Here is a 24,441-nt window from a genome sequence, read left to right on the forward strand (position 1 = left end):
GGAGGGGATCAGGCGGGGACGGTGAGCCGGGGCGTGCGCGCGGCGAACCGGTCGAGGGCGGGCCGATCGGTGATGCCGGCGTCGGAGCCGAGACCGGTGGCGACGACGCTGCCCGCGGCGAGGCCGAGCTCGGCGGCGGCGACGGGGCCCCGGCCTTCGAGCAGGCCGGTGATGAACCCGGCGCTGAACGCGTCGCCGCATCCGGTGGTGTCGACGACGTCGACGGCGTAGGCGGGCAGCAGCCGCTCGTGCTCGCCGCGCGGGGTGACGCTGACGCCGTCGGCTCCCATGGTGAGCACGGTGCATCCCACGCCGTGCCCGTGGTACCAGTCGATCGCCTCTCGGCGGTCGTCGGTGCCCGCCACGAAGCAGGCGTCCTCGAGGTTGGGCAGCAGGAAGTCCACATGGGGGAGGCAGGCGGCGAGCTGGGCCGGGAAGGCCGGGTCCTTCGTCGGGATGAAGTCCATGACGACGGTGAGCCCGGCGTCCTTCGCCCGGCGCAGCACGTGGACGGTGGGCTCGCCGTCGAGGCCGGGGAGCAGGCCGGTCCCGCCCATGTGCAGGATCCTCGCCCGTTCCACGGTGGGCCACGGGATCAGCGCGGGGGTCAACGCGGCGCTCGCACCGATCACGTGCAGCGGCGGGCGGCCACCGTCGGGCCTGATCGGCAGGATCGTCGCCGAGGTCTGCAGCCCGTCGACGTCGGTGAGCCCGGAGCAGTCGATGCCCTCGGCGGTCATCCGGGATCGGAGGAACTCGCCCATAGGATCGCGGCCGAGCGCACCGACGGTGGCCGTGCGCACCCCGAGCCGGGCGAGGTCGACCGCGGTCGCCGCGGCGGTGCCGGCCACCGTCATCGTGATCTCCTCCAGCAGCTCCACCTCCTGACCAGGGGGGATCCGGGTGACCGGCCTGCCGAGCACGTCGAGGATGTGCAGGCCGAGCGTGACGACGGCGGGGGTCACGACTGCGCGGTCTCGTCGAGCACGGCGGGGTTCGCGACGGCGGCGGGCCGCTGTCCGGCGGCCCATGCGCGCAGGCCGCGTTCGGCGATGCGGGAGTGTTCGGTGACGACGTCGTCGGACGCCCCGCCGATGTGCGGGGTCACGGTGACGTTGTCCAGGGCGAGTAGCGGGTGGCCCGGGTCGATCGGCTCGGTCCAGAACACGTCGAGGCCCGCGCCCGCGATGCGCCCGTCGGCGAGCGCGTGGACGAGGGCGTCCTCCTCGACGACGGCGGCGCGCCCGGCGTTGACGAGGTAGGCGTCCTCGCGCATGAGGCGCAGCTCCCGGTCGCCGATGAGCCCGATCGTGCTCTCGGCGAGCGGGACGTGCACGCTCACGACGTCGGAGCGCGAGAGCACCTCGTCGAGCTCGGTGATCTCGGCCTCGTCGCCGAACTCGTCTGCGGGGAGGAAGGGGTCGTACACGAGCACCGTCATGCCGAAGGCGCGGGCGCGGCGCAGCACCCGCCGCCCGATCGCCCCGCCGCCGAGGATGCCCAGCGTCCGGCCGGCCAGGCCGATCCCGCGGAAGCGCTGGTACGGCTCGAAGACGTCGTCGGCCGACCACGCGCCGCTGCGCAGCCAGCGCTCGGCGCGTCCGGTGTGGCGCACGGTCATCAGCAGGAGGGTGAAGGCGAGGTCGGCGGTCACGTCGGCGTTGCGCGCGGGCGTCGTGAGCACCGCGATGCCACGGGCCGTGCAGGCGGCGACGTCGACGTTGACCGGGTTGGCGCGGCACGAGACGACCACGCGCAGGTTCGGCGCCTTGTCCAGCGTCGCCGCGTCGACCACGTCGATCTCGCACACCAGTGCCGCGGCCCGGGCGAGCTGCGCGTCGAGGCCCCGGTCGGCGAGCGACCCGCCGGCCGGCGACGGTGTGACGGTCCGGACGTCGAACAGGTCGCCGAGGCCTGCTGCCTGCTCGGCGTCGAACGGGGCGGTGATGAGCAGTGTCGGCCGTTCTGTCACGTGGTCTCCAGGATCGGGAGGTGGTCGCGGGACGCCGTCTGCAGCGCCCGGAGATCGGGCCACCGGCCGCGCACGGCGTCGCGCAGCGCGGTGAACGTCGCTGCCTGCCGGTCGTGGAGCGCGCGCACGGCGGGGTCGGGCTCGATGGTTTCGGTCGAGTCGTCGAACATCCGCAGCGCCGACTCCAGGTCGGGGGCGCGGCCCGCGGCGACCACCGCGACGGCGCAGGCGCCCCGGGCGCCCGGCTCCTCCGCGGTGGAGCGCACGACCCGCCGCCTGGTGACGTCGGCGACGATGCGGCACACGACGGGCGAGACGGCCGCGCCGCCGCACAGCCGCACGACGGCGCCGATCCCGAGGACGTCCATGCACTCCCGCAGGGAGAGCGCGACGCCCTCGTAGACCGCGCGCAGCAGTTCCGCGCGGGTCGTCTGCACGTTCAGGCCGAGCCACCCCGCGGAGGCGGTGTCGTCGACGAACGGGGCGCGCTCGCCGCTGACCGCGGCGTAGGGGAGGTAGAGCACACCGCCCGCGCCCGGGCCCGCCTGCCGGACCAGCTCCTCCACCGCCGCCCAGTCGGCGTCCGCACAGCCGGTGACCTCCCGCGCCCAGTCCAGGTTGGGGGTGCCGTTCATCGGCGCCAGGCACTCGATGACCGTCGTGCCCTCGCCGAGGGCGAGCGTGATCGCCGGGACCGAGGCGTCCAGGGTCACCCGCTCCTGCACGACGCCCGCGAAGGCCGTCGTCCCGATGATCGCGTAGGCGTCGCCGGGCCGGACCGCGCCCAACCCGACCCCGCCGGCGGGGGTGTCCACCAGGCCGGTGGCGACCGGCGTGCCCTGCTCCAGCCCCAGCTCGCGGGCCGCGTCGGCGCTCACCCGCCCCGCCACGGCGGTCGGCGGGAGGACCGGCGGGAGCAGCCTGCGGAACCGGTCGTGCCCGAGCGCGCCGATCAGCTCGTCGGAGTAGCGGCCCGTGCGGACGTCGAGGTACGTGCGCGAGGCCTCTGACGCGTCGGTGGCGATCGCACCGGTGAGTCGGTAGCGGATCCAGTCCTTGCAGTTGAGGTGGGTCACCGCGCGAGCGAGCAGGGCGGGATCGCGTGCCTCGAGCTCCTCGAGCAGCACCGGGAGGGCCCCGGCGAACAGGGCCGACCCGGTCGTGGCCCGCACGAGTGCACCCCGCCCGTCGGCCTCCCAGTCCGCCACCCGGCGCGCGGCGCGGCCGTCGAGCCAGGTCGCGGCCTGGCCGGCGGGCCTGCCGTCCGCGCCGACCAGCCAGGCACCGTCGCCCTGACCCGTGACGGAGACGCCGGCGACGTGCACCGGCCCGGCCTCCAGCAGCGCGGCGCGGACGGTCTCGGCGACCGCGCGCCAGATCTCTTCCATGTCCTGCTCGGCCGTCCGTGCCGCCGGGCGGCGGACGCGGACGGTGGCCCGCGCCCGGCCGAGCGTGTGGCCCCCGGTCGTCAGCACCAGCGCCTTGACGGCCGTGGTGCCGGCGTCGATGCCGAGCACGACCGGCCCCGTCACGATGTGGTCACCTCGACGCCGGGCTGCCTGAGCCCGTAGGTGAGGAAGAAGCCGACGACGTAGAGGCCGGCGAGGATCCACACGACCGGGGCGATGCCGAGGGGGCCGACCAGCCCGGCCAGCAGCGGGCCGCCGAAGTTGCTGAGACCTGCGCCGAGGTTGAGGACGGCGACCGCGGAGGCCTTGTGCCGGGGCGCCAGCAACGGCACGACCGCGGAGAGCGGGACGTACATGCCCAGCGCCAGGCCGTAGACGATGCCGATGGCCATCACGACGGCGAAGTTCGGTCCGATGGCCTCGGGTACGTAGTACAGCGCGAGCACGGACACCGCCGTCCCGATCCCGCCGCCCCACGCGATGACGTTGATGCGGCCGACGCGGTCGGAGGCGTACCCGGCGAGCAGGTTCGCGGCGACGTTCGCCGCCAGCATCGTGCCCCAGATGGCCTGCCACTGCGGGAGGGAGAAGCCGATGACGTTGACCATGTGGACGCTGAGGAAGACCGCGAAGGCGTAGAACGAGATCGTGTTGATCAGGCGCACCATGCCGCCGATGCCCACGCGCGGCACGTCCTTGATGATCGTGACGCCCTGCACGAGCCCGGATACGGTGTCCTTGACGGTGATGCCACTGCGCCCGCCGCGCGAGGTGACCAGGGTGGCGATGATCAGGGCGCCCGCGGCGACGAAGGCGATGGTCAGCCAGAGCGTCACCAGCTCGCCCACGAGGGGGATGACGAGCCCGGCGAAGTAGGCGCTGATCACCCCGAGCCCCATGGCGTTGGCGAACCAGTACCAGCCGACGGCCTTGCCCATGACCTCGTCGGGAGTGTCCATGGTGACCCACACCAGGAACCCGTAGGCGAAGAAGGGATAGCCGACGGCGCGCACCGCGAAGGCCGTGATCATCAAGGTGTAGCTGTGCTGCATGACCCCGACCAGGAAGGCGACCTCGAGCACCACCCACAGCGCGGCGCCGATGAGCATCACCCGTCGAGGCCCCCACGCTTCTGCGAGTGCCCCGGCCAGCCATGCCGAGACCGCGACGACGACGCCGTATGCGCTGAACAACGCGGCGATACTGGCCGCGGAGAAGCCGAGCTCGTCGAGGTAGGGAGCGAGGAAGCCCTGCTCGATGCCGTCGCCGACCATGAACAAGGTCAGGCCGACGTAGCCCCAGGCCAGTGGCCGGGCGATGCCCTGACTGTCGAGGAACCGCCCCAATCGGCCGGTCCGGGGCGTCGCGTTGACACCGGAGTTCATCCGCTCCTCCTCGAGCAACTGAACATTGGTTCACTGAGTGAACACTTGCGCGCCCACTGTGCGGCCGGTTCTGGTGCGTGTCAACCCGTCCTGTCCCTTGACCTCGGCTGACCCATCCGGCACCGTGGCGAACGGAGGTTCATCGGTGAGAACAAATGAGCAGCACCGCGCGCAGGTGGGCAAGATTGCCCGCCTGTACTACGAGCACGGCCTCACGCACGCTGAGATCGCCGAGCTCCAGGGCCTGTCCCGGGTCAAGGTGACCCGGCTGCTCGCCGACGCGCGCCGGCTCGGCATCGTCGAGATCCGGGTCCACAGCGACGAGCCGCCCTTCGCCGAGATCGAGGCGGCGCTCGTGCAGCGCTACGACCTCCAGCGCGCCTGGGTCGCGCCCGACTTCGGGTCCGACCTCGAGCGGTCCACGAACTCGCTCGGTCTCGTCGGCGCCGCGTGCCTCACCGAGCTGGTGCCGCCCGCGCAGCGCGTGGCGGTGGGCCTCTCCGCGTCGGTCGCGGCGTCGGTCGCGCACCTGCGTGACACGCCGGCTGCCGACGTGGAGGTCGTGCCCGTCGCAGGGAGCCGGGCGGGACGGTCGTCGGTGTCGAACCCCGGGCAGCTGGCTCTGGGCCTGGCGCAGGCGTTCGACGGCACGGCCTTCTCCCTGCCCGCGCCCCTGCTGGCGTCGACCGCGGAAGCCGCCGAGATCATGCGCCGCGACGACGGCGTGCGCGCGATGCTGGAGCGCGCCGCCGCGGCCGACCTGCTCGTCGTCGGCATCGGCAGCGTGCACCGGGCCTCCGAGGCGCTGCTCAAGTCGGTGACGCACGCGGAGTTCGCGGCGCTGCGCCGGGCCGGTGCGGTGGGGGACGTCTCCGCCCGGTTCTTCGACCCGGCGGGCGACCCCGTGCCGAGCGGCGTCGACGACCGCGTCATCGGGCTCGACCTGCCCGCGCTGCGCGCCATCCCGACGCGGGTGGGCATCGCGGGCGGCCCGGACAAGCACGCCGCGCTGCGCACCGCGCTCTCGACCGGGCTGATCAACGTCCTCGTCACCGACAGCGGGAGCGCCGCGGCCGTACTGGGGCTCGACGCCCGCTCGGCCTGACGTCGGCGAGCCTCCCCACACCGAACAGAAGGAGTCGACATGAAACCTGCAGTCACCCGTGAGGATCTCGTCCAGCAGCTCGCCGAGGTCGGACGCCTCGCGGTGGAGCGCGGACTCGTCCTGGCCAGCGGCGGCAACCTCTCCGCGCGGTTGCCCGGCGAGGAGCAGTTCGTCGTCACGGGGGCGGGCACGTGGCTGGACCGGCTCGGTCCCGACGACTTCTCCGTGATGGACCTGGGCGGCGAGGTGATCGGTGGCGCTCCGCGGCCGTCGAGCGAGTGGAAGCTGCACCAGCGCACGTACCAGGAACGTCCCGACGTCAACTGCGTGATCCACCTGCACCCGCAGCACACCGTCCTGCTCGACGCGATGGGCCACCAGGTCCGGCTCATCACGCTGGACCACGCCTACTACGTGCGGTCCGTGGGCACCGTGCCCTACAACCCCAACGGCTCCGACGCCCTCGCCGACACCACGGCCGAGCAGGCGAAGGTGCACGACTGCGTCATCCAGTCCTTCCACGGCTGCTCGGCGCACGCCGAGGACGTCGGCATGGCCTTCCGGCGGATCATGAACCTCGAGGAGGCCGCGACCGCCACCTACCGCGCGCTCGTGGTCGGGGACAAGGACACCGTGTTCCCGCCGGAGAGCTTCGCGGCGCTGCACCACGCCTGACCGGCGACCGGGATGAGCGGAACCCGCGAACCGGGCGACGCCGGGCCCGACCGGCGCGTGGTCGCCGAGATCGCCGCCCGGGTGGCCGCGCAGGCCGACGAACTGGCGGTCCGGATCGCGGCGGCGTACGCCGACGACATCGGCGACTACGCGCGGGTGGCCGCGGCGGAGCGCACGGAGTTCGTGCGGTCGGCGCGGGCCAACCTCGATGCGCTCCTCGCCGACCTGGGCGGGGTCGCGGAACCGTTCGACCGGCGCGCGTTCGAGCGGTTCGGCCGCAACCGGATGCGGATGGGCATCCCGGTCGATGCGGTGATGCGTTCGTTCACCATCTGGGGTCAGCAGGTGTGGGCGGCGTTCCGGGAGTCCATTGACCCGGCGCTGCCGGCGGAGTCCGCGGCATCGCTCGCGATCGGCGAGCGGATCTTCGCCCATGTGGAACGAGCTGGTGCCAGCACGGCCGCAGGCTTCATGCGCGAGGCGATGCTGGTCTGGAGCGACCGCGAGGTCACCCGGAACGCGTTGCTGGAGGCCTTGCTGACCGGGCGCGCCGACGTGGCGGAAGTCGCAGGCGGTGGCCTCTCCGCCGCCCGGACGTACTCGGCGGTCGTCGCGATGCCGAGGCGGGACGCGGGCACGGCCCGCGTCGAGACGCTGGTCCGGCCCGCGGTCGAGCTCGGCGAACGGCTCGCCGCAGGCGCCCATCCCCTGGTCGGGATCCGCGAGTCGGCACTTGTCGTGCTGTGGCCCGCCGAACCGGCGGGCGGCGCCGACGCAGGTGACTTGGCCGCGGCGCTCTGCAGCGAGCTCGCGGTGGCGGTGGGGGTCGGCGCTGCACGCGCGGGCCTCGACGGGGTGCCCGCGTCCTACGCCGACGCGGCCGAGGCCGCGCGGATCGCCTTGCTGCTCGACGCCGCCGAGCCGGTCCGCCACGACGACGTGCTGCTCGAGCGGATCGTCCTCGACCACCCGCTGGTCGGCGAGCTGGTGTCCGCCGCGCTCGGCGCGCTGACCACCTACGACGAGCGGCGCGGCGCCGACCTGCTCCGGACGCTGCAGGCCTTCGTCGACGCGAGCAGCAGCGTCACCGACGCCGCCCGCGCGGTGCAGGTGCACCCCAACACCGTCGTCTACCGGCTGCGGCGCATCGCGCAGATCTCGGGCCACGACCCCCGCAGGCCGCGCGACCTGCTGGTGCTGTCCCTGGCGCTGCTGGCGCGCAGGCTGAGGGCCTCACCGCCGCCGCAGTAGGAGCGCCCCGCCCTGGCCGCCGCCACCGCAGATCGCGGCGACGCCGAGCTCCGCCCCGCGGCGGCGCATCTCGAAGGCCAGCGTCATGACGAGCCGGAACCCGGACCCGCCGAGCGGGTGGCCGATGGCGATCGCGCCGCCGTTGACGTTGACGCGGTCGTGGTCGATCTCCAGGTCGCGCATGGTGGCGATGACGACCGCGCCGAACGCCTCGTTGATCTCCCACAGGTCCACGTCGCCCGGGGAGAGGCCGTGACGTTTCAGCAGGTCCCGAGCGGCGACCGCGGGCTTGAGGTGCAACGTGGGATCCGGTCCCGCGACGGCGGCGTAGCCGGCGATCTCGGCGAGCGGCTCGACGCCCAGCGCCGCGGCGCGCCCGGCGCTGGTCACGATGCCGGCGGACCCGGCGTCGGACATCTGGGAGGAGTTCCCCGCGGTGAGGGTCCCGTCCGGGGTGAAGGCCGGACGCAGCCTCGCGAGCCGGTCGATCGTCGAGTCGGGTCGCACGCCCTCGTCGTGGTCGAGCCCGGGCAGGGCGACGATCTCCTCCGCGAGCCGGCCGGTGGCCGCCGCGGCGCGCTGGTGGCTGGCCAGGGCGAACGCGTCCTGGTCGGCGCGGGAGATCCCGAGCTGCGCGGTGGCGGCGTCGGACATCTCGCCCATGCCCTGCTCGCTGAGCGCGCACCACAGACCGTCGCGGACGAGCAGGTCGACCATGGCTCCGTCGCCCACCTTCGCGGCGGCACGCACCTGGACGCCGTGCAGGGCCCTGCTCATGGACTCGAAGCCGCCCACCAGGCCGACGTCGATCTCCCCGGTCCGGACCAGTGTCGCGGCCATGCCGGCCGCGGTCATGCCGGCGAGGCAGACGTTGTTGAGGGTGATGCCGGGGACGGTGGTGGGCACGCCACCCCGGACGGCCGCGACCCGCGCCGGGTTCTGCCCGTTGCCGGCCTGCACGACGTTGCCGAGCAGGATCTGGTCGGGGACCGGGTCCCCGGCCCGCGCGAGCGCACTGCGGACCGCGTGCGCGCCGAGATCGACCGCGTCCGTGTCGCGGAGCACGCCCGTGAACCGGCCGACCGGCGTGCGCGCGGCGCTGAGCAGTACCGGTGTGTCGTCACGCATCGGCCGGTCCGCTCCAGCCGGGCATCGCCATGGTCCAACAGACGGCCGTGCCCTCGAGGGCGACGACGCCGTCGTCGCGCGTGACGGTGCACGCGAGGTGGGTGATGGGCTTGTCCTCCCGCACGCTGGTGACCTCCACCCTCCCGGTGATCGTGTCTCCCGGCCGCGTGGGCGCGGTGAAGTTCCAGGCGACGGAGAGGAACACCGTGCCCGGACCGGGGAGCCGCTCGGCGACGACGGCGTTGAGCACCGCGCTCGTGATCCCGCCCTGCACGACGATCTCGCCGAAGCGGGAGGACGCGGCGGCCGCCTCGTCGTAGTGCAGCGGGTTGCGGTCGCCGGAGAGCTCGGTGAACAGGGCGATGTCGTTCGGGCCGACCGTGCGGGACAGCTCCGCGGTGGCGCCGACCTCGGGCATGCCGAGGGGCCAGGCGGCCGGGGTGGTCGCGGTCATCACGACTCCTTCGTGAACGGGGTGGTGCGGGCAGGAACGCGGGAACCGAGCGCGCGCATGGCGAGCGCGCCGAGCAGGGGGCCGGGGGCGAGCAGCAGGAAGGCGAAGCGCCACCCGGCCGCCTCGGCCAGCAGTGGGACGAGCTGGATGCTGACCACGGTCAGGGCGAACCCGATCGCGGTCTGCGCGGTGAGGGCGGTGCCCACGTAGCGGGGGTCGGCGGCCTCGCTGAGCGCGGTGGAGAAGACCCCGGAGTCGGCGATCACGGCGGCGCCCCAGAGCACGCAGAACGCGACGAGCAGGGCCGGACCGGCGGCGAAGGCCAGCGGGGACAGCAGGCAACACGCCCCGCTGACCGCGAGCGCGGCGACCGCGGCGGGGGAGCGGCCGTACCGGTCGGCGCCCCAGCCGCCGAGCAGGCAGCCGGCCGCCCCGGCGACCCCGATCGCGACGAACACGACGATCCCGGTCGACGCGGGCAGGGCCGCGGCCGCGGGCGCCGCGAGGAGGAAACCGGGGATCCACGTCCACAGGGCGTAGAGCTCCCACATGTGCCCGAAGTAGCCGAGGTTCGCCAGGAGCGGACCGCGTTCGGCGAACATCCTGATCGCGTACCGGGGGTGGGGTGCGGGGGCGGCGGCCGCGAGGTGCGGTCCGGGGCGGACCACGCCCAGCGCGACGGCCGCGCCCAGCACCCCGAGGCCGGCCGCCGCGAGCAGGACGGACCGCCACGGCAGCGGCCCGAGCCCGCCGATCAGGTGGGGGAGCGCGGAGCCGAGCGTGAGGGCCCCGACGAGGATGCCGAGCGCGCGCCCCCTGCCGGCGCGGTCCGACCAGGAGGCCATGAGCTTCATCCCGACCGGGTAGACGCCCGCGAGGCACACCCCGGTGAGGAACCGCAGCGGGATCGCGCCCGCCATCCCGTCGACGAACAGGGCGAGTGCCACGGTGCACACCGCGGCAGTCGCGGCGCTCGCGGCGAGCAGGAGGTGCGGGCGGATGCGGTCGGCCAGGTTCAGCGCGGTGGACCCGAGGGCGCCGGCGACGAACCCGAGCTGGACCGCGCCGGTCAGCCAGACGGCGGCGGCAGTGCTGATGCCCCACTCGTCTCGCAGGCTCGGCACCACCGCGGACACCGAGAACCACACGGCGAGGCCGAGCACCTGGACGGTGGCGACGGCCGCGCGCTGCAGCCCCGGGCTCACGGCCGGTCCGGCACGAAGTAGGGGAGCGGGCCCGCCGGGTCGCCGGCGGCGTCGGCCACGAACCGGACGCGCTGCCCGACGTGGACCGCGTACGCGTCCTGGCGCAGCACGCCGCTGAGCAGCCGCGGGCCCTCGTCGAGCTCGACGACGGCGAGCGGGTAGGGCGTCTCGGCCCGCCAGGCCGGATGCCCGGGAACCTCGATCACGGTGAACGTCCAGACGGTCCCGGTGCCCGCGGCCTCGACCCAGCCGAGGTCGTCCGACCAGCACGTCCGGCAGAGGGTGCGCGGGTAGAGCTGGTGGTGCCCGCAGGCCTGGCACAGCTGGATCAGGAGGGTGCCGTCCGCCGCTGCCCGCCAGTACTCGGCCGTGGCGGGAGTGCTCAGCCGTCCGGGGCGGGACACGGTCACGCGTCGGCTCCGATCACCAGGGCGACCTCCTCGCCGAGCGTCGCGCCGTTGCCCGTGACCAGGGCGAGCTCGGCGTTCGCGACCTGCCGGGCGCCGGCTTCGCCGCGCAGCTGCCGCACCGCCTCGACGAGGTGGCACATCCCGCCTGCGAGGTCCGCCTGCCCGCAGGCGAGCTGGCCACCGTGGGTGTTGAGCGGGAGGTTGCCGCGCGCGGAGAAGTCCTGGTCGGCCATCCAGGGCCCGACCGCGCCCTTCGGGCACAGGCCGGCGTCCTCCAGCGTCAGGGCGAGCATGATCGAGTAGCAGTCGTAGAGCGAGAGCACGTCGAGGTCGCCCGGCCCGATCCCGGCCATGTCGTAGGCGGCGGCGATCGCGGCGGCCAGCGGTGTCGTCGTCAGGTCGGGGGCCTGGCTCAGGGCCCGGTGGGTGAGCTTCTCGCCGGCCCCGAGCAGCACGACCGGCCGGTGCCCTCCGCCGCGGGCGCGCTCGCGGCGCTGGACGACGACGGCGGCGCCGCCCCCGCAGGGCATGACGATCTCGAGCTGGCGCAGCGGCCAGGCGATCATCGGCGAGGCCAGGACGTCCTCGACGGTGATGTCCTTGCCGGAGAACACCGCGTCCGGGTTGAGGGCGGCGTTGCGCCGCTCGAACACCGGGACCGAGGCGAGCTGCGCGGCCGTCGTCCCGAAGTCGTGCATGTGCCGGGCCGCGGCCATGGCGTAGGCCTGGTTGGCGCCGCTGGCGCCGTAGGGCACGTCGAACTCCCGGATCGGGTTGCGGTTCGGGGACCGCGGCGTCACCGCCGGGTCGCGCGTGTTGGCGAGGACGCAGAGCACCGTGTCGCACATTCCGGCCTGGATCGCGGCGGCGGCGCGCCACACCATGCCGGGTCCGCTGGCCCCGCCGAGGTCGACGACGTCGCCGTACCGCGGCGTCAGGCCCAGGTACTCCGCGACCGTCGCCGGCACGTGCTGCGGGGTCTCGCCCACCTGCGGCCCGACGAGCAGCCCGTCGACGTCGCCCGGCTCGAGGCCGGCGTCGGCCACGGCCGCGGCGCCGACCCGGCCGATGAGGCCGAGCGTCGTCTGCCCCGGTGTCGTCCGGCGCGGGGCGATCTCCGCGGCGCCGGTGATCGCGCAGGTGCGGTGCAGGGTCATCGCGCCGCCCGGATCGCGTCGAGCGCGGCCGGGTCCTCGAGCGCGGTGACGTCGGCGACGTCCTCGCCGAGGTGGACCGTGCGGACGACCCGGCGCATGATCTTCCCGCTGCGGGTGCGCGGCAGCCGGTCGACCACGAGGACGGCCTTGGGGCGCAACGGCTTCCCCATACGCTGGACGACCGCCGCCGCCACCGCGGCGCGGGCCGCGCCCTCGTCGGCCCCCGCTGCCAGGCGGAGGAAGACCATGATCGCCTCGCCCTTGACCGGGTCGGGCACGCCGACCGCCGCGGACTCGACGACGTCGGGCACGCCGTTCGCGATGCCCTCGACCTCGGCGGGGCCGACCCGCTTCCCGGCGACCTTCAGGGTGTCGTCGCTGCGCCCGCGGATGTACCAGACCGGCGGATCGCCGGGAACGACCTCGACGCTGTCGCCGTGCACCCACGTGCCGGGCCACCGGTCCCAGTAGGTCCTGCGGTACCGCTTGGGCTCGCCCCAGAACGTCGTCGGCATGCCCGGCGACGGCGCGCGCAGGACGAGCTCGCCGACGCCGTCGCGCAGCGGCTCGCCGTCGTCGCCGGCGACCTCCGCCGCCATCCCGGGAAGGGGGCCCGCGAAGCCGCACGGGTGGATGGGCCGGGTGGTGGTGTTCGAGAGGATCGCGCCCGACACCTCGGTGCCGCCCGAGTAGTTGATGATCGGCAACGCGCGGCGGCCGATGGTGTCGAACAGCCATGCGTAGGCGTCGGGCGTCCACGGCTCGCCGCTGGATGCGAGCACGCGCAGCCGCCCGAGGTCGGGGGCGGCGAGGTCCGGGTCGGCCGCGGCGAGGGTCCGCACGAGGGTGGGGGAGACGCCGAGCATGGTGATGCCGAGGCGGCGCACGACCCGCCACAGCCGCTCCGGGTCGGGGTGGTCGACCGCGCCGTCGTAGAGGGCCACGGCGCTGCCGGCCAGCAACCCGCCGAGCACGGTGATCGGGCTCATGATCCAGCCGGGGTCGGTGACCCAGCAGGCGACGTCGCCGGGGCCGACGTCGAAGCAGAACGCGGCGTCCGACGCCGCCTTGACCGCGAACCCCGCCTGGCTCAGCACCACGCCCTTGGGCGCCCCGGTCGTGCCGGACGTGTAGGCGATCAGCAGCGGGTGGTCGGCGGCCAGCGGGACCGCGGCCGCGGGGGCTCCCGAGGCGAGCAGGGCCTCCCACGACAGCTCACCGGGAAGCCGCGTGCCGGGCTCCGGCGACCCGACCACGACGGTGCGCCGCACCGACGGGGCCTCGGCGAGCGCCTCGGCGGTCTGCGCGCGCAGCGGGACCGTCCGGCCCCTGCGCACCACGGCCGCGGCCACCACGTGCACGACCGCCCCCGAGCGCCGCAGGCGATCGGCGACGGCGCCCGGTCCGAAGCCCGAGAAGACCGGTACGACCACGGCGCCGACGAGGGCGCACGCGAGCTGCAGCACGACCGACTCGACCGTCATGCCCAGCTGCATGCCGACCCGGTCGCCGGGTGCGACGCCCAGCGACCGGAGCCCACCGGCCGCGCGATCCACCTCGTCGGCCAGCCCTCGAAACGTCCGGGTCCGGCTCGTGCCGCGCTCGTCCTCGGCGAGGACGGCGACATCGTCGCCCCGACCGCTGCGGACCCACCGGTGCACCGCGTTGTCGGCCAGGTTGAACCGGCCGTCCGGGAACCACCGCGTCTCGTGCGGAACGGACAGCTGGTCGAGCACCGCCGTGGGCGGGCGCTGCCAGTCGAACGCCAGCCAGTCGGTGACCGATCCCCAGAAGGCCGCGGGATCCTGCCGAGCCCGCCGGTCGAGGGCGGCGAGATCGGGTTCGCGGACCGATCGGAGGAACGCGGCCAACCGGCTCCGTCCGAGCTCGGCCGGACCGGGGTGCCAGACGAGATCACGCAGCACGGAGTCGGGCGTGGTCGAGGTCAACGTCGGCCTCCACGAAGGGTCGGTTCCGCCTTTCCCACGACGCTAGGAGCGGGTCGAGGCCGGCGATATGCGCGAGAGCGAGGAGACGGGACGAGAACTTCGTATGACCTACGAGGTCGACCCGCGACTAGGGTGTTCGGATGCTTTCGGCCGACGACCTGGGAATCTTCCTCGAGGTGGCCCGCCGCGGCCGGTTGACGGAGGCGGCCAAGCACCTCGGGTTGAACCACACCACCGTCGGACGCCACATCTCCCGGCTCGAGCGGTCGGTCGAACAGCGGCTGTTCCACCGCGAACAGAGCGGATGGCGTCTCACCGAGGCCGGTCTTCGCCTCCTCGGCCATGCGGAGGCGGTCGAGGCAGCCGTGAGCGCCGCCCGTGAGGACTGCCTCCAGACCGGGCAGTACCTGACCGGCTCGATCCGCCTGATCACTCCGGACGGTTTCGGGAGCTACCTGCTGACCCCCGGTCTCGCCCAGATGCGCTCGGCGTTCCCCGGGCTGGCGCTGGAGATCGTCACGGCGAACCGGCACGCGTCACTGGGAACGCGCGAGTTCGATCTCGCCGTGGCGATCGAGCGGCCCGGCACCCGCGCGGTGAGTGCGCACATGCTGACGGAGTACGAGCTGCGGCTCTACGCCTCGCCCGCCTACCTCGACGGGCACCGGCCGATCGGATCGGTCGAGGACGTGCGGGGCGACGACTTCATCTGGTACGTCGACGACGCCCTGGGCGGCCTCACCCACGAGACCCTCTTCCGCGCGGTGCCGACCGCGCGACCCGTGATCCAGACCAACACCATCGCCGGGCAGATCAGCGCGGCCCGGCAGGGGCTGGGAATCGCGTTCCTGCCCACCTGGATCGGCGACGTGACACCCGGGGTCCAGCGGGTGGAGGGCTTCGACTCCGCGATCCCGCACAGCTACTGGCTGCTCGTCCCGCGCAACCTGACCAGGCTCGCCCGGATCCGCGCGGTGGCGCGGATGGTGGAAGACCTGGTCGACCAGCACACCGGCCTCGAGCTGGCCACCCGCGCGTCGTACTGACGGATCCCCCCGCCGCCGCTGTGCACGGATGCACAGCGATGTGGAAAGTTGGTCGTTGCCGCGCAGTTGGGTCGCTGGTTATCTGTTGACTCTCCGGAGTCCACCACCGCATTTTGTCGGGCGGCTCTGCCGGCTGCTCGCCGACCAGAACGGTGATCCCACATGGCGCAAGCAATGACGCGGCGCACCAATTCCGTGCGCATGGTTGCCATCGGAAGCTTTGTCGGAACCACGATCGAATGGTACGACTTCTTTCTCTACGGCACTGCCGCCGCACTGGTGTTCAGTCCGTTGTTCTTCCCCGATGTCTCGCCGGCGGTGGGGCTGATCGCCGCGTTCGGCACCTACGCGGTCGGATTCCTCGCCCGCCCGCTGGGCGCATTGGTGGGCGGCCACGTCGGCGACCGGATCGGCCGGAAGGCGATGCTCGTCGCGTCCCTCCTGATCATGGGGGTGAGCACCACGCTCATCGGCGTGCTCCCGACCTATGACCACGTGGGGATCTGGGCACCGCTGATGCTCCTGGTCCTGCGCCTCGCGCAGGGCTTCGGGGTCGGCGGCGAGTGGGGTGGCGCCGCGCTGATGTCGGTCGAGACCGCGCCGCCGCACCGGCGCGGCCTGTTCGGCAGCTTCACCCAGATCGGCGTGTCCGGCGGCATGCTGCTCGCCGTCGGAGCCTTCACCCTGGCCCGGACGTCGATGGATCCGGACCAGTTCCTCTCCTGGGGATGGCGTATCCCGTTCCTCGTCAGCGGTGTGCTCGTCATCTTCGGATACGTCATCCGCGCTCGTCTCGTGGAGCCGGAGTCGTTCGCGGCGATGAAGGAGAAGGACGAACTGCCGGAACGCCCGCTCGCCGCCGTGATACGGAACGAGAGCCGCCCGGTATGGCTCTCGGCGGGCATGCGCATGTCGCAGAACGCCGTGTACTACCTCTACACGACGTTCGGCATCGCGTACCTCGCGAACTCGGTGGGCGCGGACTCGAACATCGGTCTGCAGTCGGTCCTGATCGCCTCCGCCATCGGGCTCGTGTCGGTGCCGGCGTGGGCCTCGCTCTCCGACCGGTACGGCAGGCGGCCCCTCTACCTGTTCGGCACGATCACGAGCGCGCTGTTCATCGGCCCGTTCTTCCTGCTCGCCGACACGGGCAACCCCGTCCTGATCGTCGTCGGCATGGTCGTCGGCCTGAACCTGTTCCACGACGCGATGTACGGGCCGCAGGCGGCGTTCTTCTCCGAGCTGTTCTCGACGGGCGTCCGCTACAGCGGCGCGTCGCTGGGCTACCAGTTCGGCGCGGTCCTCTCGGGGGGCTTCGCCCCGCTGATCGCGACCGTGTTGCTCGCCGCGAACGACGGCCGCCCGTGGCTGGTCGTCGCCTACTTCCTCGTCCTGAGCGTCATCACGGGTGTCTGCGCCTACCTGGCGCCCGAGACCTTCCGCAAGGACATCGCAGCCCCGTCCCACCGTCCCGCAGTTCGCACACCCGAAGGGAACTTGACATGACCCAGGCGAAGACCGCTCTCAACGGCGTCGACAGGGCCGCGCTCGACGCGACGCTCGCCGCGGTCCGGCAGAACCCGCACCTCGCGGCGGTCACCTTCACCCTCGGCGCTGACTGGCAGCAGGGGTGCCACCAGAGGGCCGTGACCGGCGAGGTGCGCCAGAACGGCGAGGCGGTGGCGGACCGGACCGCGCGGTACACCCTGGAGTCCGACGAGCCGGCCGCCCTGCTCGGCACCGACAAGGCGGCCAGCCCCGGCGAGTACGTGCTGCAGGCCCTCGCGGGCTGCTACGCCGTGACCTTCGCGGCGAACGCCACCGTCCGCGGGATCGAGCTGTCCGCGCTCGCGCTCGACCTGGAGGTCGACTTCGACCTGCAGGGTTTCCTGAACCTGGACGACGACGTCCGGCCCGGCGCCCAGGAGATCCGCGTGACCGTCCGTGCGGAGTCGCCGAACGCGTCGCGCGAGCAGCTCGAGGAGCTCACGGACGCGGTGCAGCAGCGGTCCCCGATCCGCGACACCCTCGCCCGGCCCGTCCAGGTCACCACGGTGCTGGCGTAGCGATGGGGCTGCCGCTCACGATCGACCACCTGCTGTGGCGGATGGAGCACGTGCACCGCGACGCCCAGGTCGTCGGCGTGCCTGGCGCTGCGTCCCGCCCGGTGCCGCGCACGTTCAGCGAGACGGCCGCCGGCGCGCGTCGGCTGGCGACCGCCCTCCACCGGCACCACGGGATCACGGCGGGCAGCACCGTCGCCGTGATGGCGTTCAACACGGTCGAGCACTTCGCGCTGATGCTCGCGGTCCCCACCCTGGGTGCCGCGGTGAACAGCCTCAACGTGCGGCTGACCGCCGACGCCCTCGTCCGGCAGGCTCGTGACCACGGGCCGGACCTCCTCGTCGTGGACGACGAGGTCACCCTGCACCCGTCCACCGGCCCTGCGGTCCGGACCGCGGTCGAGGAGCTCGCCCGCCGCGGGGTGCCGGTGCTGCCGACGAACAGCACGGGACCGGGATCCGTGGCGGCGTTGATGGCGCAGGGCGGTACGCCCGTCGACCGGCCGGAGTCGCCGGAGGACGCCACGGCCTTCTACTTCCACACCAGTGGCACGACCGGCCCGGCCAAGACCTACGCCGTCACGCACCGCGACGTGGTCCTGCACGCGCTGACTCAGGCCACCGTGGACGCGTCCGGCCTGCGCCGTGGCGATCGGGTGCTGCCGCTGGCCCCGTTCTTCCACGTCAACGGCTGGGGCCTGCCGTTCACGGCGGCCGTCACGGGTTCCTCGCTCGTCCTCGTCGGCGGCGACCTCGGCGCCGCGCGGATCGCGGAGATCCTCTCGGCGCACCGCGTCACCGTGGCGGCGGCGGTGCCGACGGTGTGGTTCGACGTGTGCCGGCTCGTGGCAGGGGCGCCCCGGCTGCGGCCGGCGGTGTTGCGCGAGGTCCTCAGCGGCGGCAGCGCGGTTCCGCAGTCGGTGGTCGAGCTCGTCGAGCGGGAGCTGGGTGCGCGGGTGGCCACGGCATGGGGGATGACGGAGACCATGGCCTGCAGCACCTACGAGCGGGAGGCGCCGAGCCGCTCGGCCGGTCGGTTCGTCCCGCTGGTCGAGGCCCGGATAGCCGGCGAGGACGGCGAGGGAGCCGCTGCAGGCGCGGGCGAGCGTGGCCGGCTGCAGGTCCGGGGCGCCTTCGTCGTGGGTGGCCCCCGGGACCCGTCCGGGTGGCTGGACACCGAGGACATCGCCTCCCTCGACGAGGAGGGCCGCCTGCACCTGCACGACCGGAGCAAGGACCTCATCAAGTCCGGCGGCGAGTGGATCGCCTCCGCCGAGATCGAGCAGCACCTGTGCACGCACCCGGCCGTGTCGAACGCCGCGGTGGTCGCGCGCCCCGATCCGCGGTGGGTCGAGCGACCGGTGGCCTTCGTCGTGCTCTCCGCCGAGGCGCCCGCCGCGGTCGAGCCCGAGCTGCGCCGGTATCTGGCCGAACGGTTCCCCCGGTTCTGGCTGCCCGACGTGATCACCATCGTGGACCGGCTCCCGGTGACCGCCGTGGGGAAGGTCGACAAGCGGGCGCTGCGCGCCCACTGCAGAGTCAACGAAGGAGTGGCATGAACGAGACCAGTACTCAGTTCGTGAAGACCGAGATCCGCGGCGACGTCGCCTGGCTGACCATCGACCGGCCGAAGAAGCTCAACGCCCTCTCGGTCGAGCTCATGGCGGAGCTGTCCGAGGCCCTCGACCTCGTCGAGCGCGACGACGCGGTCACGGTTGTCGTGCTCCGCGGCGGCGAGCGCGCCTTCAGCGTGGGCTACGACATCGCCCAGGAGGTGGAGATGGGTGTCTCCACCGCCGAGCAGTGGCACGCCGGCCTGGGCAACAACATCGGCCTCACGATGAAGGTGTGGGGACTGGGCAAGCCCGTGATCGGTGCGGTCTCGGGCTGGTGCCTCGCGGGCGGCTGGGAGCTGGCCATGGCCTGCGACCTGGTCGTCGCCTCCGACGACGCGCAGTTCGGCGAGCCGGAGATCCGGTTCGGGTCCGGCCCGGTCACGCTCCTGATGCCGTTCCTGCTGGGGCAGAAGGCGACCAACGAGCTCCTCTACACCGGCGACGTCGTCGACGCCGGGCGTGCGCAGCAGCTCGGCATGGTCAACAAGGTGGTGCCTGTCGGGGAGCTCGAGGCGACGGTGGACCGGCTCGCCCGCAAGGTCGCCCTCACGCCGCTGTCGATCCTGCGCTACACCAAGCGGTCGATCACCCGGGCGTACGAGGCGATGGGGCTGCGCGACGCCGTGGCGGCCAACCACGACATCGCCGCGATCCTGAACTCCGCGGCGACGCCGGAGCGCGCCGAGTTCACCGAGCTGGTCGAGACCAAGGGACTCGGCGCCGCGCTCGCCTGGCGGGACGCCCGCTACTCCAGCACGGACTGACCGCGGCCAGAACCGAAACATCGAACTGGAGGACCGCCATGACTCAATCCACCGACCGCCGCAGCGTGGTCAGCCCCGGCGTCGACCCCGTCCCCGTTGGGGAGCTGCCCCCCGTGGGATCGGTGCCCTCGCACATGCACGCCCAGGTCGTGCGCCCCGACCGCTACGGCGATCCGGCCACGGCCTTCGCCCCCGAGGTCGTCGCCACCCCGGCCATCGGCCCCGACGAGGTGCTGATCGCCGTGATGGCGGCCGGCATCAACTACAACAACGTGTGGGCGGCCCGCGGTGTCCCGGTCGACCAGGTGGCGGTCCGCCGGAAGCGGGGCGAGCCCGAGGACTTCCACATCGGTGGCTCCGACGCCTCCGGCATCGTCTACGCGGTGGGCGAGGACGTCACCGGGATTGAGGTGGGGCAGCACGTGATCACCCATCCCGGCTGGTGGTCCGCGCAGGACCCGTGGGTGCTCGAGGGACGCGACCCGATGATCGCCGGCTCCGCCCGGATCTACGGCTACGACACCAACTACGGGTCGTTCGGTCAGTTCACCCGGGTGCAGGCGCACCAGGTCCTGCCGAAGGCCGAACACCTGACCTGGGAGGAGGCGGCCGCGCCGACGCTGGTCGGCACCACCGCATACCGGATGCTGCACGGCTGGGCCGGGAACACCGTCCAGCAGGGCGACGTGGTCCTCGTCTGGGGCGGCTCCGGGGGGCTCGGCACGCAGGCCACCCAGCTCGCACGTCTCGCCGGTGCCGTTCCGGTCGCCGTCGTCTCGGACCCCGAGCGCGGTGCCTACGCCGAGAAGTACGGCGCGGCCGGCTGGATCGACCGGCGGGAGTTCTCGCACTGGGGCATCCCCCCGCTGGTCGAGGACGCGGCGGGGCAGAAGGAGTGGACGAGCCAGGCGCGCGCGTTCGGCAAGCGGATCTGGGACATCGTCGGCAGCCGCCAGGACCCGGCCATCGTCTTCGAGCACCCGGGTACGGCGACCATCCCGACGAGCATCTTCGTCTGCCGCCCCGGTGGAATGGTCGTCATCTGCGCCGGCACCACGGGCTACGACGCCGTGGTCGACCTGCGGTACCACTGGACCCGGCAGAAGCGGTTCCAGGGCTCGCACGGGACGAACGACGAGCAGGCCATCTCCTACAACGATCTCGTCCGCGATCGCAAGATCGATCCGGTCTTGGGGAGAACGATCTCGTTCGACGAGATCGGAGCTGCGCACGCTGCCATGGGCCGCGGCGAGGACGTCTTCGGCAACGTCTCGGCGCTCGTCGGGGCTGCGGGGCCCGGCTCGGGGCGGGCCTGAGGCCGGGCGGCGGCCGTTGACCTTCTTCTCCGGCCGCCACGGAAGATCAGATCCTGGAGGTGCAGGGCCGAACGCCAATTGGTCAGCCTGCTGAGTAAAGCCTAGGCTGTTCCCCGTGCAGAGGGAGCGGACGCTGGTGTGGGGCGTCCTCGCCAGCGTGCTGTTGACCGGCGCGGTGTGGTGGCTCGGGCAGTCGCTCTCCGGCGTCGAGCTCGGTCCCGATCAGGGCGCGAGCTGGTACTACTGGCAGCTGCCGGAGCCGACGGTCTGGACGCGCGCGTCGGCGTGGCTGGGGTACGCGGCGCACCAGCTGGTGTCCTGGGCGTTGATCTTCTACGCGCAGACGCGGGTGCGCCGCTACTCCGACGGCCTGCATCCGGTCAACGTCGTCGCGCTGGTCGCGAACGCCGGTTTCATCGGGCTCCACGAGGTGCAGACCCACCTGTTCTACGACGGCCTCGCCCAGGACGTCTCGATCTTCAGCTCGCAGGGCTCGGTCGTGCTGCTGCTGGTCGTGGTGCTGCTCATGGAGAACCGGCGACGGGGCCTGTTCCTCGGCCGCCCGGCGCCGATCCGCGTCGAGATCGTGCGCTTCGCCCGGCGCTACCACGGCTACCTGTTCAGCTGGGCCGTCGTCTACACGTTCTGGTACCACCCGATGGAGACCACGAGCGGACACCTCATCGGCTTCTTCTACATCTTCCTGCTGATGCTGCAGGGCAGCCTGTTCCTTACCAGGGCGCACACGAACCGCTGGTGGACCCTCACGCTCGAGCTGCTGGTGGCGGTGCACGGCACGCTCGTGGCGGTGATGAACTCCGGTCCGGACGGCATGTGGCCGATGTTCCTGTTCGGGTTCCTCGGCGTCTTCGTCCTCACCCAGATGCACGGTCTCGGGCTGTCGCGCGCGGTGCGCTGGGCGTTCGCCGCCGTGTACGTGGGCGCGGTGCTGATCGTCTACACCGGTCGCGGTCTCGGCGGCGTCCACGAGGTCGTCCGGATCCCGCTGATCGAGTACCTGCTGGTCGGGGTCGTGGCGCTGCTGGTGTGGGCCGGGCTGCGCATCGCCCGGCTGCGCCGACCCGCCACCGCGCGGGAACGCCGATGAGCCGGGGGCCCGTCGTCGTCACCGGTGCCACCGGGACCGTGGGCCGGTTCGTGGTCGACGAGCTGGTGGCGCAGGGGGGCGCGGTGCGCGCGGCGAGCCGGACGCCGCGTTCCGCGGCCCGCGTCGAGGACGTCCGGTTCTCCTTCACCGATCCGGCGACGTGGGGTGCGGCGTTCGACGGTGCGAGCGGCCTGTTCCTGGTGCGGCCCCCGCGGGTCGGCAACGTGCGCCGGGACCTGCTGCCCGCGGTGGAGGCGGCGCGCTCCGCGGGCGTGCGGCAGGTGGTGTTCCTGTCGGTGCTCGGTGCCGAGCACAACCCGCTGCTGCCGCACCGCGTGGTGGAGCGGTGGCTCGACGACTCCGGGATGGAGGTGACGCACGTGCGGGCCGGCAACTTCATGCAGAACCTCGTGACCGTGCACGCCGCCGACATCCGCGAGCGCGACCGCCTCGTCGTGCCCGCAGGGGACGCGCGGATGTCCTACGTGGACGCCCGAGACGTCGGGGCGCTGGCGGCGCGCTGCCTCGCCGGAGGCGGCCACGGCGGCCGGGCGCATACGCGCCCACCGGTTCGCCGCCGACCACCGCGCGGTCTGGAGCCGCTGACGCGGTCCCACACCGATTCCTGCGCTGCCACACCGACTGCAGTCGGTGTGCGAGGGCAGATGTCGGTGTGTGAGGGGCCTGCGCAGCCTCGAGCCTGCGCGACGTGCTCGACGGCCGAATGGGCCTCCGCCCGGACGCAACCGCTACGGCAGGTCATGCGTGGGCGATGATGGGGCGGTGTCCCGGATCGACCAGAGCTACCGGACCTTCTGGACCGAGCGGCACCTGTCCACGCTGACGACGCTGCGACCCGACGGTCTTCCGCACGTCGTGCCGGTCGGCGTCAGCGTCGACTTCGACACGATGACGGCACGGGTGATCAGCTCGCGAGGTTCCCGGAAGGTGCGCAACGTCCGGGCCTGCGGCCCTGAAGGCGCTCCGGTGGCGGTGTGCCAGGTGGACGGTCGGCGCTGGGCGACCCTCGAAGGTCGCGCGTTCGTGCTCGACGACCCCGCGTCCGTGGCGGAAGCCGAACGCCGCTACGCCCAGCGGTACCGCGTACCGCGGCCGAACCCGCAGCGGGTGGTGCTCAGCATCCGCATCACCCGGGTCCTCGGCCACGGGTGAGCGGGAGACCGTGTTCGCCGACCGGACCGCGCCCTCCTGAGCGAGGTCGACGGCGACCAGGAACGGGTCGAAGCACTACGAAAACCGGACGGTCGTTGTGCGGTCGGTGCGCAGCCGTCATGCTGTCGGTCCGCGGAGGCGCCCGATCTGCCGATCGTCGTGAACCGGACGCGTGTCGTGAGCCGGGGGACCGGCGCCGGAGCGGCCCGCGGCGCCCGATCCGGCGCCACCTGGTGTGACACTGGGCGGACGGCGCACGTCTCGTGCGCTCGGCGGGAGGTGTTCGTGAAGGCGCGGTCACTGGTCTTCGACCTGTTCGGCGACTACCTGCGCTACCGGGGCGGGGAGGCCCGGCTGCGCAGCCTGGTGTCGCTGATGGGGTGCTTCGACGTCCCTGAGCCGACCGTGCGGGTCGTGGTCACTCGGCTGCGCAAGGAGGGCTGGCTGTCGAGCCGCCGGGAGGGGCGCGAGACGCTGTACGCGCTCACCGACGCGGCCTGGGCGCTGCTCGACGAGGGCCGCGAGCGCATCTTCCACCGGGTCCAGGGCCCGTGGGACGGGCAGTGGCACATGGTCATCTACTCGGTGCCGGAGGCCGAGCGGGGCCTGCGCGAGCAGCTGCGCAAGAAGCTGGCCTGGGTGGGGTTCGGGCCGTTGTCGGCCGCGGTGTGGCTGAGCCCGCACGACCGGACCGGGCAGGTGCGCGAGGCGTTCGCCGGCGAACCCGCCGTGCAGCTCGACGTGTTCCGGTCGCGCTCGGGCGGCACCGAGGCCGACCGTGACATCGCCGCCCGTGCCTGGGACCTGGAGGAGCTCGACGGCGCGTACGCGCAGCTGCTGGAGGCCTACCAACCTCGCCTTGCCGCCTACCGGGCAGGCGAGCTGCAGGGGGCCGACGCACTGGTCGAGCGGATGAACCTCGTCCACGACTACCGGCGCTTCCCCTTCCGTGACCCCGACCTGCCCCCGGAGCTGCTGCCGGCGGGCTGGAACGGGCGGCGCGCCCACGAGGTGTTCCTCGAGGCACACGGGCTCCTGCGGGGGCCTGCCGAGGCCTGCGTCGACGCGCTGACCGGTGCCGTCGCGATGCCGGAGGAGGCGGCGGGCTAGGGCTCGTCCGCCAAGAAGAGTTACAAGAGATGGACGGTCGTCGTCACAGTGTTGTAGCTTGGGGACGCCACTCGCCATGACGGCGACGTGTGCGTCTCACCGAGGAGCGTGGTGCTCGTGTCACAGGCGACAAGCCCAGCTGCCC

At 73.1% G+C, this 24,441-nt stretch carries 23 protein-coding genes; 13 read left to right on the forward strand and 10 right to left on the reverse strand.

The window, feature by feature from the left end:
- Nucleotides 1–8 precede the first annotated feature (8 nt).
- Genes FB558_RS42695 through FB558_RS42710 form a run of 4 tightly spaced genes read right to left on the reverse strand, consistent with a single transcriptional unit; the run spans nucleotide 9 to nucleotide 4,766 of the window.
- Entirely contained in the window at nucleotides 9–965 is a 957-nt protein-coding gene (locus FB558_RS42695) for a carbohydrate kinase family protein (RefSeq protein ID WP_211367263.1), read from the reverse strand.
- Nucleotides 962–1,972, reverse strand: coding sequence for an NAD(P)-dependent oxidoreductase (locus tag FB558_RS42700; RefSeq protein ID WP_170231837.1), 1,011 nt, complete (start codon nucleotides 1,970–1,972; stop codon nucleotides 962–964). The genes FB558_RS42695 and FB558_RS42700 overlap by 4 nt, the downstream gene beginning before the upstream one ends.
- Nucleotides 1,969–3,504: an FGGY family carbohydrate kinase gene (locus tag FB558_RS42705; protein WP_170231838.1), complete on the reverse strand. Its 1,536-nt coding sequence runs from the start codon at nucleotides 3,502–3,504 to the stop codon at nucleotides 1,969–1,971. The genes FB558_RS42700 and FB558_RS42705 overlap by 4 nt, the downstream gene beginning before the upstream one ends.
- The gene (locus FB558_RS42710; protein ID WP_142065473.1) at nucleotides 3,501–4,766 is read right to left on the reverse strand and encodes an MFS transporter; all 1,266 of its coding nucleotides are present in this window, start codon (nucleotides 4,764–4,766) and stop codon (nucleotides 3,501–3,503) included. The genes FB558_RS42705 and FB558_RS42710 overlap by 4 nt, the downstream gene beginning before the upstream one ends.
- Nucleotides 4,767–4,911: 145 nt before the next feature.
- Here FB558_RS42710 and FB558_RS42715 point away from each other — a divergent pair, with 145 nt between their 5' ends.
- The 3 genes from FB558_RS42715 to FB558_RS42725 are packed head-to-tail and all read left to right on the forward strand — an operon-like array spanning nucleotide 4,912 to nucleotide 7,797.
- Complete coding sequence (locus FB558_RS42715) at nucleotides 4,912–5,871, forward strand: sugar-binding transcriptional regulator (protein ID WP_170231839.1); 960 nt, start codon at nucleotides 4,912–4,914, stop codon at nucleotides 5,869–5,871.
- 39 nt (nucleotides 5,872–5,910) lie between these two features.
- Nucleotides 5,911–6,546 (forward strand): class II aldolase/adducin family protein, encoded by a 636-nt coding sequence (locus FB558_RS42720; RefSeq protein WP_142065477.1) that lies wholly within the window; start codon nucleotides 5,911–5,913, stop codon nucleotides 6,544–6,546.
- 12 nt (nucleotides 6,547–6,558) lie between these two features.
- Nucleotides 6,559–7,797: a PucR family transcriptional regulator gene (locus FB558_RS42725; protein WP_142065479.1), complete on the forward strand. Its 1,239-nt coding sequence runs from the start codon at nucleotides 6,559–6,561 to the stop codon at nucleotides 7,795–7,797.
- Here the strand turns inward: FB558_RS42725 and FB558_RS42730 are convergent.
- Genes FB558_RS42730 through FB558_RS42755 form a run of 6 tightly spaced genes read right to left on the reverse strand, consistent with a single transcriptional unit; the run spans nucleotide 7,780 to nucleotide 14,100 of the window.
- A complete protein-coding gene (locus FB558_RS42730) occupies nucleotides 7,780–8,925 on the reverse strand; it encodes an acetyl-CoA C-acyltransferase (RefSeq protein ID WP_142065481.1) in 1,146 nt (381 codons plus the stop codon). The two genes, FB558_RS42725 and FB558_RS42730, sit on opposite strands and share 18 nt — an antisense overlap.
- The gene (locus tag FB558_RS42735; protein ID WP_142065483.1) at nucleotides 8,918–9,379 is read right to left on the reverse strand and encodes a MaoC family dehydratase; all 462 of its coding nucleotides are present in this window, start codon (nucleotides 9,377–9,379) and stop codon (nucleotides 8,918–8,920) included. The genes FB558_RS42730 and FB558_RS42735 overlap by 8 nt, the downstream gene beginning before the upstream one ends.
- Nucleotides 9,379–10,584, reverse strand: a complete 1,206-nt coding sequence (locus tag FB558_RS42740) for an MFS transporter (RefSeq protein ID WP_142065485.1) — start codon at nucleotides 10,582–10,584, stop codon at nucleotides 9,379–9,381. Before FB558_RS42740 ends, FB558_RS42735 begins: the two co-directional genes overlap by 1 nt.
- Nucleotides 10,581–10,994: a Zn-ribbon domain-containing OB-fold protein gene (locus FB558_RS42745; RefSeq protein ID WP_142065487.1), complete on the reverse strand. Its 414-nt coding sequence runs from the start codon at nucleotides 10,992–10,994 to the stop codon at nucleotides 10,581–10,583. The genes FB558_RS42740 and FB558_RS42745 overlap by 4 nt, the downstream gene beginning before the upstream one ends.
- Nucleotides 10,991–12,151 (reverse strand): thiolase family protein, encoded by a 1,161-nt coding sequence (locus tag FB558_RS42750; RefSeq protein ID WP_142065489.1) that lies wholly within the window; start codon nucleotides 12,149–12,151, stop codon nucleotides 10,991–10,993. The genes FB558_RS42745 and FB558_RS42750 overlap by 4 nt, the downstream gene beginning before the upstream one ends.
- The gene (locus tag FB558_RS42755; RefSeq protein ID WP_170231840.1) at nucleotides 12,148–14,100 is read right to left on the reverse strand and encodes an AMP-binding protein; all 1,953 of its coding nucleotides are present in this window, start codon (nucleotides 14,098–14,100) and stop codon (nucleotides 12,148–12,150) included. Before FB558_RS42755 ends, FB558_RS42750 begins: the two co-directional genes overlap by 4 nt.
- Nucleotides 14,101–14,240: 140 nt before the next feature.
- On the opposite strand from FB558_RS42755, the gene FB558_RS42760 reads away from it, so the two are divergent.
- From FB558_RS42760 to FB558_RS42805, 10 genes are all read left to right on the forward strand, one after another.
- A complete protein-coding gene (locus FB558_RS42760) occupies nucleotides 14,241–15,146 on the forward strand; it encodes a LysR family transcriptional regulator (protein WP_142065491.1) in 906 nt (301 codons plus the stop codon).
- Nucleotides 15,147–15,347: 201 nt separating this feature from the next.
- Nucleotides 15,348–16,652, forward strand: coding sequence for an MFS transporter (locus FB558_RS42765; RefSeq protein ID WP_142065493.1), 1,305 nt, complete (start codon nucleotides 15,348–15,350; stop codon nucleotides 16,650–16,652).
- Nucleotides 16,649–17,212, forward strand: a complete 564-nt coding sequence (locus tag FB558_RS42770; RefSeq protein ID WP_142065495.1) for an OsmC family protein — start codon at nucleotides 16,649–16,651, stop codon at nucleotides 17,210–17,212. The genes FB558_RS42765 and FB558_RS42770 overlap by 4 nt, the downstream gene beginning before the upstream one ends.
- Nucleotides 17,213–17,214: 2 nt before the next feature.
- Nucleotides 17,215–18,768, forward strand: coding sequence for an AMP-binding protein (locus tag FB558_RS42775; RefSeq protein WP_142065497.1), 1,554 nt, complete (start codon nucleotides 17,215–17,217; stop codon nucleotides 18,766–18,768).
- Nucleotides 18,765–19,589 (forward strand): enoyl-CoA hydratase/isomerase family protein, encoded by an 825-nt coding sequence (locus FB558_RS42780; RefSeq protein WP_142065499.1) that lies wholly within the window; start codon nucleotides 18,765–18,767, stop codon nucleotides 19,587–19,589. Before FB558_RS42775 ends, FB558_RS42780 begins: the two co-directional genes overlap by 4 nt.
- Nucleotides 19,590–19,627: 38 nt before the next feature.
- The gene (gene ccrA, locus FB558_RS42785; protein WP_142065501.1) at nucleotides 19,628–20,905 is read left to right on the forward strand and encodes a crotonyl-CoA carboxylase/reductase; all 1,278 of its coding nucleotides are present in this window, start codon (nucleotides 19,628–19,630) and stop codon (nucleotides 20,903–20,905) included.
- 115 nt (nucleotides 20,906–21,020) lie between these two features.
- Nucleotides 21,021–22,013 carry a hypothetical protein gene (locus FB558_RS42790; RefSeq protein WP_170231841.1) on the forward strand — a complete coding sequence of 331 codons (993 nt, stop codon included), beginning with the start codon at nucleotides 21,021–21,023 and terminating at the stop codon, nucleotides 22,011–22,013.
- Nucleotides 22,010–22,789 (forward strand): SDR family oxidoreductase, encoded by a 780-nt coding sequence (locus FB558_RS44255; RefSeq protein ID WP_142065503.1) that lies wholly within the window; start codon nucleotides 22,010–22,012, stop codon nucleotides 22,787–22,789. Before FB558_RS42790 ends, FB558_RS44255 begins: the two co-directional genes overlap by 4 nt.
- Nucleotides 22,790–22,796: 7 nt before the next feature.
- Nucleotides 22,797–23,186, forward strand: coding sequence for a pyridoxamine 5'-phosphate oxidase family protein (locus FB558_RS42800; RefSeq protein ID WP_246107164.1), 390 nt, complete (start codon nucleotides 22,797–22,799; stop codon nucleotides 23,184–23,186).
- Between the two features lie 285 nt (nucleotides 23,187–23,471).
- Complete coding sequence (locus FB558_RS42805) at nucleotides 23,472–24,296, forward strand: PaaX family transcriptional regulator (protein WP_142065507.1); 825 nt, start codon at nucleotides 23,472–23,474, stop codon at nucleotides 24,294–24,296.
- The last annotated feature ends 145 nt before the right edge of the window (nucleotides 24,297–24,441 follow it).

It is taken from the genome of Pseudonocardia kunmingensis (genome assembly GCF_006716445.1).
GTDB lineage: Bacteria > Actinomycetota > Actinomycetes > Mycobacteriales > Pseudonocardiaceae > Pseudonocardia > Pseudonocardia kunmingensis.